The organism is Halorubrum shenae, assembly GCF_051194165.1.
GTDB lineage: Archaea > Halobacteriota > Halobacteria > Halobacteriales > Haloferacaceae > Halorubrum.
The window spans coordinates 1-9,503 of record NZ_JBLZNI010000033.1 but is presented as its reverse complement, the minus strand read 5'-3'; the positions used below and the strand labels follow the sequence as shown (position 1 = coordinate 9,503).

Here is a 9,503-nt window from a genome sequence, read left to right as displayed (position 1 = left end):
CAAGCTCGCCACGAGGAGCAGGCTGGAGCGAAGCTCCACCTGCTCCACAATGCCACCGACCAGACGATTGAACGGATTGACGTGACCGATGAAAAAGCGCACGACAGCACGTTGTTCAAGACGGGATCGTGGCTGCATGGACGGCTGGTTTTGTTCGACCTAGCGTACTTCAAGTACCGCCGCTTTGCGCTGATCGACGAGAACGATGGCTACTTCGTGAGTCGGCTGAAGAAGAACGCAAATCCGGTGATAACAGAGGAACTACGGGAATGGCGCGGCCGCGCCATTCCCTTGGAAGGCGAGCAGATCCAAGATGTGGTCGCTGACCTCTCACGGCAGTACATCGACGTGAAGGTCGAAGCGGAGTTCAAGCGGGGTCAGTACGAGGGAACACGGTCGCTAGACACGAAGCAATTCCGCGTCGTCGGCGTCCGCGATGAGGACGCCGACGACTACCATCTGTATATCACAAATCTACCGAGAGAAGAGTTTCTCCCAGCAGATCTAGGGACGCTGTATCGGTGTCGATGGGAGGTAGAAACGCTGTTTCGTGAGTTGAAGACGCAATACGAACTAGATGAGTTCGACACGAGCAACCCTGTTGTGGTGGAGATTTTGCTGTATGCGGCATTGCTGTCGCTGCTGGTGAGCCGTGAGTTGTTGGATCTGGTCACCGAGCAGGCTGACGACGAGATCGTGTTCCCACCGGAACGCTGGGCGGCGACCTTCCGGTCGCACGCCCAGCTCATCCTTCACGAACTCGGTGAGTTCCTCGGTTACTCACCACCGCCGCTGTTGGAGCGGTTGATCGAAGACGCACAGAAGATCCACCAGCAACGACCGATACTGCAAGAGACGCTCGCTACCGCTACGCAACCAAGGTGTGAGGCTTAACTAAAGACGAATGCTCTTGTTCATCCATGCTTGTGGAACCAGTAATCCGAAGCGACCCTCATCATCAAGGAATTTTGTTGTGTGCAGAATCGAGTACGTGTACAACCCCCCATTTCGACTTAGCTTGCTGTTCTCTCCGCAAACCCGTTGTTGTAGTTCAGTAACGTATCCGTCCGGAAGCGCTCTGCTGCTTGTATACGGTGGATTCGCGATAGCTCCCGTGATATCGTGTGAAAGATCACTTGCGGAGAGTGCAAAAAAATCGTCAGCAATGATTTCGTGTGGTTGGTTGTATAATGAGAGGGCGGTCATAGACATTAACTTACATATTGGATTGCGATCGACCCCAACAACGAGTTTTGGATCAGGACAGGAACTCCGCGGCGTTGGCGATGGTGCGGAGAGAGTTCCACTCCCAACTCCGGGGTCTAAGAGCACACCATTACCACGATTAGCCCATGACCGCATGAGTTCGCCCGCAGCCGCCGGAGACCGATAGTGACTAAGTTGCTGTCGGCTTTCTTGCGGCATCAATTTCTCATAGAGCTCGCCAATTCTGACGTCTGGTTGGTCGACATTCAACCACTGACCTCGCTCGTCACGGACCTGATCAAGCTTCTTCGGAGCTGCATACTGCGGAATATCGTCTAAAATGGTGTTTGTCTCCGGCTTTTTCCCGTGTGTGCCCTCCATTGTTTCTCTTAACAGATAACTGAAGATAGCTTGGCGAGCGGTGAGTATGATTTGGTCGGCAAAGTCTAACTCACTAAATCCCAGTAATTCAGCCCAGTGGCTAATATCGCCGTTTAATACGGAGGATCTCCGCCAGATTAGTTCAACTGCAGCAGTGTCAGCTGTGCGTGCAATAAGTGTACAGAGACTATCAGCGTCTTTTGGGATCGGTGCGCCATACTGACCGTACTGTTCAAGAATTGAATCTTCAAACAAATCATCTATTTCCTGAGGTGATGCCCGGTTGTATGCCTGATCTGTGTTCGACATATGATCTTTTTAACCGAATTACTTATAAAACCTCGTGAGATTTCATACTCTTCTGATCAAATTGCTACTTACCAACTGTCTGTGTAATAAATAGATGTATCTCAGAGACTGATGTATAGCGGACATAATATGATATTGCGTATGAATCTTTACTATCGATAGATGATATTCACTTTGAGTACCTATTATATTTTACTCGCTAGGGCTACACAGTCTCTGTTCGACGATCTCGATTACCGGTGTCTTTGATCTTGTCTAATTGAAAATTATTGTAAGTTGCTATTAGTCAAATCGAAGGGTATACTCTGGTCGTTGTGAACTGCCTCAGGGTCAAGCCCGAGTCGGTTAGTATGGCGTGTACGACGGCGTGATACCGTGTAGTCGGACACAACTTTCGTAGTCGAACACTGGTGATTCTTCACAGTCCGATCCGAGATCCTGATCAGATATCTTCTCGGTGAGGTCGATGAGCCGGTACGTGGCGGTCCCGTACCAGCCGCACTCACACGACGCATTTGCCTGTGCACCGTTCGAACTATCGAGCTCCGGTTCGATCAGTTTCAGTTGATCTCCACAGACCGGACAGTCGTCACTGACCATACTGTATATGTGTCCATCGAAGATTCGCAGACAATCTTCGCCGACACCATGCTCAGCAAGTACCGTTTCGACGGCTGTTGCTAATTCATCGAGGACCTTGTTTCGTGCCTGTTCATCATCCGGAAGCCCAGGCGATCGGAGCTGTATATTTACGTGGTCTCCAGCCGTTGAACCGTTGTACGACATATCTCTGGTTTCGACGTTAATCACTTAATGATACGCAAAATGGTGACGCCGATTTGTATATTGTATCGTGTCTAAACAACCTTCAAGGGCGAGTTCCCCGACCCACCGGGGTCGGGGGTGAAGCCCGACACTCGGCCTAATGTTCTGTCTCCTCGATATACCGTTCAACCACTTCCTCCGACACCGCACCCGTTGTTCCCACGTAGTACCCAACCTTCCAGAAACCACCTCCCCAGAAATACGACTCCCGAATCTTGGGATACCGCTCCAGCAAGTGCTTCCCCGAGTACGACTTGAATTGCCGAGCAATATCCGCCGGACTGTACTTCGGATCTGTTTGCACGAATAGGTGTACGTGGTCGTCCGCAATCTCCAACGCCAGAATCTCATGACTGAAGTGGTCACCAGTCTCACCAAACAGCTCTCGCACATCGTGTTCAACTGAATCGGTAGCGCGGAGTCCCCTTCCTCAAGGAGCGACCGAAGGGAGCGAGTAGGGAGGGGAGGAGCGCGTTCGTATCTGTCGCAAACACCAGTCTATAAATAGCCATTTATACACATTGAATACGTGGCAGACGACTACGTGCGTCGGACAGCAATCACCCGCCTCTCGGTAGATGGCGAGCAACGCGAGTTGCTTGAGGAAACCATCTCCGAGTGGAAACGTGGTTGCCAACTCGCCACAGACATGGCGTGGGGGAAGTGTAACGCCAAGAGCGACGTACAACCCCTCGCCTACGACGACGTGCGCAAACACACCGACCTCGGTAGTCAGCACGCGGTTCTCGCCACTCACCAAGCCGCACAAGCCATCACTGGCTGTCTCGAGCGGCAGTCAAACGGCAAGACGGTCAGCAAACCTATCTTCACCGCACCCACAGTGAAGTATGATACTCGAACGATGACGCTGTTCGATGACGATACAGTGTCGCTCTCCACTACGGAGAGTCGCGTCCGATGTGAACTTGCTCTCCCTGAAGCCGAGGATGGCTACCAACGGCAGTACCTCGACTCCGACAACTGGAGCGTCACGGAAAGTACACTTACCGCTCGTGACGGCGACTATTTATTGCACATCGGCTTCCGTCGACACAAGATCGAGACCGAGCGGAACACCGCCGAGGACGGAACGGTCCTCGGGGTCGACCTCGGTATCGAAAATCTCGCTGTCACGAGTACATCCTACTTTTTCAGCGGGCGAGAGTTAACTCACAACCTCCGCGAGTTCGAGAAAGTCCGTACAGGACTCCAACAGACCGGAACGCGAAGCGCCCACCGAACGCTCGAACAATCAGGTGGACGCGAACTACGATACGTCCGTGACGTACTCCACCGGGCGTCGAACGCCATCGTAGACGAAGCACTCCGATACGAGTGCGACGTGATCGTGTTCGAGGACTTGACGCATATCCGCGACCGAACGGGTGCGTCTTGGGGGCACAAGTGGGCGTTCCGAACGCTGTACGAGCAGGTAGAATACAAAGCCGAAGCAGTCGGCATCTCAGTGAAGCAAGTCGGGTCGGCGTACACGTCACAGCGGTGTGCCGAGTGTGGATTCACAGCTGAAGAGAATCGCGCGACTCGCACCGACTTCCGGTGCGTAAAGTGTGAGTCGGAAGCGAACGCGGATTACAATGCGGCGAAGAACATCGGGATGCGGTATGTGCGTCGAGGCCAACAGTCGTCTCGGCGGACGGGCAACAGTCAGCTTGCCCTAAAGTCTGGAACAGTGACGCCGAGTGACGGATTCACCGCCCACCCGGACGGGTTCGAGGCCGAGTTCATGGACAAGCCCCACCCTCCACGAGCGAACTCCTCAGGGTGAGCGAAGTAGGGTGGGGTTGTTGACTGATGCCATGCCGATCGAATACCGGTAGGTGTTCGTCACGAAGTCGCTCGGTAACGACTTGCACCTGCTTCGCGGAAGTGGCGTGATTCATGACCTCGCTATCAAGCGCAGCCATGTCCATGACGAGGTGGGCGACCCGGGGTTCGTATGGCTTAATCGGATCCATCATCATCAGCTCGTCAAGCCCGCTGAGGAGCCGTCGTTGCGTGCCAGATACAACGAGTTCGGCGAGCTCCTTGGACGTGAGGTCGGTCGGTGTTGGAGTGTCTATCATGCGTTTGTCTCACCCTCAAGTTCGGACCCCCGTGAGTAGCAGGACGACTCGACCTGTCGGATGATCTCTGCAAGGCCAGCGGTCGTGTCGCCCGAAGCAACCTGCTTGCTTCTAGAGTCGTATTTCACCGCGTCGATCTCGTGGAGCTTCTCTAGATGGATCTGTATCAGAGAATTGTAGATGCGACTGCGCTGGGTTCCCGTGACGGCACTGGGCTCAACGCCGTTCTCGATTGCAGCAAGCTCGACGGCGAGGTCGCTGGCGCTGGTTGGACTCTCGGTGCGATCAAGCGAGAGCAGAACGCGCCGTCTCCGGCAGTTGCTGATCGCTTGGAACACATCATTAGGATCGAGCGGAATGGTACAGAAATTCTCCCGGTCTGCTGTCGCTTCGGGCATCAGAGATCAGTCCCCTGAGCGAAACATTCGATCTTCGCGGCTGTGACCGCGCTGTTACGGTTGTTGATGTGCTGTACAGTCGATCGGAGTCGTGACTCACGCTGCAGAGTATCCTTCCCTGCTCCGGCTCGCGGTAAGCTAGAGACAGAGTTATGACTCGTCGCGTGGTTAGATTTGTTTGCTGTCATGATAGGCAGTAGGTGCCCGGCGTCACATCGCCGGGGGCCGCTTTGTCAGGCCAAATGGGCTTACTGGATATAGTATAAAGAACATTTGCATATCTGATCAAATCCGGTGACTTCCATACTGATACCTACGGAGAATGTTCTCTCTGTCTTTCCGGTTGCCTACTATCTATGAGTGACACGTTCTGACAGCGTGTGTTGTGTCATTCCGGAATCCTAGGTTTGGTTGTGAGATTCACTCCGTTGCAGACCGCCTGGACAAGAGTAAACTCCTCTGTGGAGGATTCCTGCTGAGTGTCAGAAACAATCTACTCTGACGCCCATGACTCGTGACAGCGATCGTTTACTGCATCGCTTCAGCTGCATCATCTGGGTCCGGGAGCTCCCGATTGAATAGCCACATTCCGTAGACGACAGCGACAACGACGGGGATCCATGATGTCATCTCACCGGCAGCTAGCCCTTCGAACGTGCCGTTCACGTACCAGGAGCCGAGTAGGAGCGTGAGCAGGAGCCCGAGTCCCACCCCCAGCCCCATCTGTCGCGGGGCGCTCATCTTGGGGTAATGCTCCCAGTCTGGGTGCATCGCCATCCCACGGTGCTTCGCCCGCCCCCACGCTGCTGCTGCCCGCTGTCCAGTATTGACTGCGTGGCCAACTCCTATGCTGGCCATCGCACCGATCCCGCCGTAGACGCTCGCCTTCTCGTCGTTGGCCATCCGCTCAGTCTTCGTGATCAGATCGTCGAGTTCTTCCCCGAGCTTTGGTCGGTCACGGATGACGCCCCAGAGCTTTTTCACCGAACGAAGATCTCCTGGCCCGACGTCGCCTGAGATGATCATCGAGAGCAGGTCCGTCTCGGCGTCGGCCATGGTCGCGTCGACGTGTGCCTCGTGTCGCTCCTCGCCGACTTCGGCACCACAGCAGACGCAGTTTGTGAGGTGCCGCTCGGTCCACCGGCCGCAGTGGTTGCACTCGATCGGCGCAACCTTCTTCGGGGGTTCGAAATCCTGGACTGATGCTCCGTCGGCGAGCGCGATGTTTCGGTCGACGTCAGTCCGGAACTTGGCAACGTAGTGCTTCGGCGAGTTCGACTCGTACGACCACCCAAAGTACCGACGGAGCTCAGCCTCGCTCACCGAGGGCTTCCCGGCGAGGAACGATGCCCGTGACCGGCGGAAGTGCTGCGGGTTCGTGTCCTTGCTTATCGCCGCAGCCTTGCCGGCTTTCTTGAACACTCTGTACATGTTATCGTACTTCATTCGCTCATTCTCGTTAAGCTTCGTCCAAATCGGAGTCTCCGGGCCGAGCTCTGCTTCGGGATCGGCGTGGACGGGGTGCTCCTCCTCCACCCAGCGCCGGAGGCCGGCCGCGCCGGCGAACATCCGGACAGTGCGTTCACCGGTCTTTCCATCCCACGGAATCGTCACTCGGTAGTGACCGTCGTGCCATTCCAAGTGCTTGTACTGAAGCCACAGGAATTCGCTGTCGGGGCGTGAGCCGAGCCCCCACTCCGAAAGGATCATCGCCTGGTCGCGGATCTTCGACTGGGTCTCGGCCATCGAGACGGCATCTAGCCACGCGAGAACATTTCCGGGGAGCGGTGTGCTGTCGTCGTCACGGAATTGTCCGGGCTGGATCTTGTCGACGCGGTCTTGAACGATCTCCGAGCCGAGCAGTTCGCCAAATGTCTGGACAGTGATCAGCTGGTTGTGGATGTAGTTGTTCGAGTACCCCTGCTCTTGGACCCAGTCGAGGAGGTCGTCAAGCGTTTCCTTGCCAGCCATCGAATCGTCGAGGATGTCGATGAGCAGACCCGAGTCGCGCTGTAGGAGGCGGGTAAGGTCGATGTGGAGCGCCCGAGTAACCTTTCGGTGACGATCCTCCCGATTGTTGAGGTTCCGGAGCTCCCGGTCGAATTGGTAGAGCATTCGCTTTTCACTCTGGGTTAGATCTTTTTCTTCGATGATGCGCCGGCGGGCGTCGTTGAGCTTCTTTTCGCCTGTGTCGTACTGGGCCCCGAGTCCGGGCTGATAGAGGGTCTCGGCCTCGGGTACACCGTCAACAAATTTGTCTAGTGTTGACATGGCTGTGGGTAATAGTTCGATAGGTAAATAACTAATGGCAGAATTTAACAATCCGACAGTCGAAACCACTATCTGAGTCAGAATCAAGGTCTAACTATATAAAGGGGGTTTAGAAATGCTAGCCTTTAAGTAGGTAAATAGAGCATGAACTAGTGCGCACAGGTCGGCTCGCAGAAGTGGGCCCGGTGCTAGAGACACCGTACCCTGTGCCACACGATATGGCAAACAAGAATACGCGCCCCTCCGGTGATAATACTGGTGGGGTTCCGACTGCAGCAGCACTGATTGACCACCTCAAGGACGTCGACCGCCCGATCTCACTCGACCAACTGACAAAGGAGAGCGGGGCGACGCGGGAGCAACTGAAAGCCCGCCTCGAGCAACTTGAAGCGCGCGGCCTCATCATTGTCTCAATGGGATTGTATCATGTGACAGTCAATCTTGTCGGTGGTGCCCAGCCGATGGCCGACGGCGGTCGTACACAGCCCATCCCTGACGTTGATCTCACACCCGAGCAGATCTACATGGTCCTGTCGAACGAGCGCCGCCGGGAGACGCTCCACATCCTCGCCCGGCAGGCAGAGCGAGACGACAAGGACAAGACAATGTATGTACCGGTGAGCCGGCTTGCGGCCATTGTCTCGACATCTGACGAGGAATTCGCCCCAACGACTGTCCCGAGTACAGGCGACCGGCACTCGACATACGTGGCACTCTCCCAGACGCACCTACCGTTGCTCCACGACCTCGAAATCGTGGAGTACTACTCTCGGGTGCAGAAGGTTTCGTCGACCGACGTTGGCTTCGCACTGGCACAGCTGATGGACGGTGTCGAAGCGGCCTCAGAATCTGCCGAGGAGTAACCTCTAAAGATCTGATCGCTGTTACGCGTTGAAACCCCCACTCTGGGGTCGTTCTCACTTCGCTCGGCACTGCCGAGCTCGCGGTTCACGATGGAGCTGTCGTCGGTGGCTCGATGATGATCTCCCACTACGCACTACCAGCCAGTCGGTTGGAGAAGGTGGGTGAAATTGAATTTCATGAGCTCCTGCTTTCGAAGATCCTCTCGTCACCTTCCCACCCTCGAGCGTTCGATGTTGACGAAGAAATCCGCGTGGTGCCGAATTGGACCGAGAGGGTGATCTTCCCAAACCTGCACTTCTCCGCGCCGTCGACGGCAACCACTTCACCATCTTGAACGGACACAAGCGGATCTGGTCTGTTCACGTGATTGATACGGCTCTGTTGAAGGGTGGTGGCTAACATTAACCAACAAATGCTGTCTATGTCTTTGGTTGTTGGTTAAGACTCATCACTGCGAGGAAGGTGAACGCCAGTATGGTGTCAGAGGAGGCGGCGGCGCTCCGGTGTCTCGGAGCTGTCGTCCTCGGATGTCGGGTACCATAATGTATGCTGAGGGTTGTTCGGTCGCGTTAAGTTAGAGTATGAGGCGGACGAGTTCTGAGTGTCTATGGCAGAATTCGACCGCCTCAACGATGGTATCGCGTGGATTGACTTGTCGTTTGTGGAGCGAGATCGAACGCCGCTCTGGGCGATTGAAGTAGGGATCCGCTATCATTTGGCTGGTATGTCACTACGCAAGGTAAGTAAATTTCTCGAGGAATACGGAATTGATCGGAGTCATGTCGCTATTCACAACTGGGTTTATAAAGCCGACCTACAGCCGATCTCTACCGTCTCCGAGGATCAACTCGCGGTTGACGAAAAGATGATCCGCCTTCACGGTCAGCAGTTCTAGCTGTACGGCGCGGTTGATCCGTATACAAACGAAATCTTTCACGTGAGTCTCTATCCGACCGCAAATAAACAGACTACGCGATGGTTTCTGACCGAGCTACACCGGCGCTACCAACTCGATGATGTGAAGTTTCTCGTTGATGACGCAGACTATCTTGGACCAGTTCTTGCTAAAGACGGGTATCGATTTCAAGGGCTGTGTTGAATCGCTGTAAGGCGTAGAGATTCACTGTTTGACGAAGCGCTTGATGTTATAGACGACACACATCAG

General features: G+C 54.8%; 8 protein-coding genes and 2 pseudogenes. 4 read left to right on the top strand and 6 right to left on the bottom strand.

Annotation, left to right across the window (positions count from 1 at the left end; all coding sequences use genetic code 11):
- A partial coding sequence (locus ACNS88_RS17310; protein WP_435100505.1) for an IS4 family transposase occupies positions 1-894 on the top strand: 894 nt, incomplete at its 5' end.
- Here the strand turns inward: ACNS88_RS17310 and ACNS88_RS17305 are convergent.
- From ACNS88_RS17305 to tnpA, 3 genes and pseudogenes are all read right to left on the bottom strand, one after another.
- On the bottom strand, positions 895-1,896 hold the full coding sequence (locus ACNS88_RS17305) for a class I SAM-dependent methyltransferase (protein ID WP_435100502.1): 1,002 nt from the start codon (positions 1,894-1,896) through the stop codon (positions 895-897).
- Between the two features lie 345 nt (positions 1,897-2,241).
- Positions 2,242-2,682, bottom strand: a complete 441-nt coding sequence (locus tag ACNS88_RS17300; protein ID WP_435100499.1) for a hypothetical protein — start codon at positions 2,680-2,682, stop codon at positions 2,242-2,244.
- 136 nt (positions 2,683-2,818) lie between these two features.
- Positions 2,819-3,124: pseudogene (gene tnpA, locus ACNS88_RS17295) on the bottom strand (IS200/IS605 family transposase); the annotation flags it as partial.
- A gap of 126 nt (positions 3,125-3,250) precedes the next feature.
- Between tnpA and ACNS88_RS17290 the strand changes: the two are divergent.
- Positions 3,251-4,507 (top strand): RNA-guided endonuclease InsQ/TnpB family protein, encoded by a 1,257-nt coding sequence (locus ACNS88_RS17290; protein ID WP_435100496.1) that lies wholly within the window; start codon positions 3,251-3,253, stop codon positions 4,505-4,507.
- Here ACNS88_RS17290 and ACNS88_RS17285 read toward each other — a convergent pair.
- The 3 genes from ACNS88_RS17285 to ACNS88_RS17275 all read right to left on the bottom strand — a co-directional run bounded on the left by ACNS88_RS17285 (position 4,464) and on the right by ACNS88_RS17275 (position 7,474).
- Positions 4,464-4,805, bottom strand: a complete 342-nt coding sequence (locus ACNS88_RS17285) for a hypothetical protein (protein ID WP_435100493.1) — start codon at positions 4,803-4,805, stop codon at positions 4,464-4,466. The genes ACNS88_RS17290 and ACNS88_RS17285 overlap by 44 nt on opposite strands.
- Positions 4,802-5,203: a DUF7344 domain-containing protein gene (locus ACNS88_RS17280; RefSeq protein ID WP_435100490.1), complete on the bottom strand. Its 402-nt coding sequence runs from the start codon at positions 5,201-5,203 to the stop codon at positions 4,802-4,804. The genes ACNS88_RS17285 and ACNS88_RS17280 overlap by 4 nt, the downstream gene beginning before the upstream one ends.
- A gap of 528 nt (positions 5,204-5,731) precedes the next feature.
- A complete protein-coding gene (locus tag ACNS88_RS17275; protein WP_435100487.1) occupies positions 5,732-7,474 on the bottom strand; it encodes a tyrosine-type recombinase/integrase in 1,743 nt (580 codons plus the stop codon).
- A gap of 218 nt (positions 7,475-7,692) precedes the next feature.
- Here ACNS88_RS17275 and ACNS88_RS17270 point away from each other — a divergent pair, with 218 nt between their 5' ends.
- Both ACNS88_RS17270 and ACNS88_RS17265 read left to right on the top strand, forming a co-directional pair.
- Positions 7,693-8,337 (top strand): DUF7344 domain-containing protein, encoded by a 645-nt coding sequence (locus ACNS88_RS17270; protein WP_435100484.1) that lies wholly within the window; start codon positions 7,693-7,695, stop codon positions 8,335-8,337.
- A 608-nt stretch (positions 8,338-8,945) separates the two neighbouring features.
- Positions 8,946-9,425: pseudogene (locus tag ACNS88_RS17265) on the top strand (transposase family protein); the annotation flags it as partial.
- Positions 9,426-9,503 lie beyond the last annotated feature (78 nt).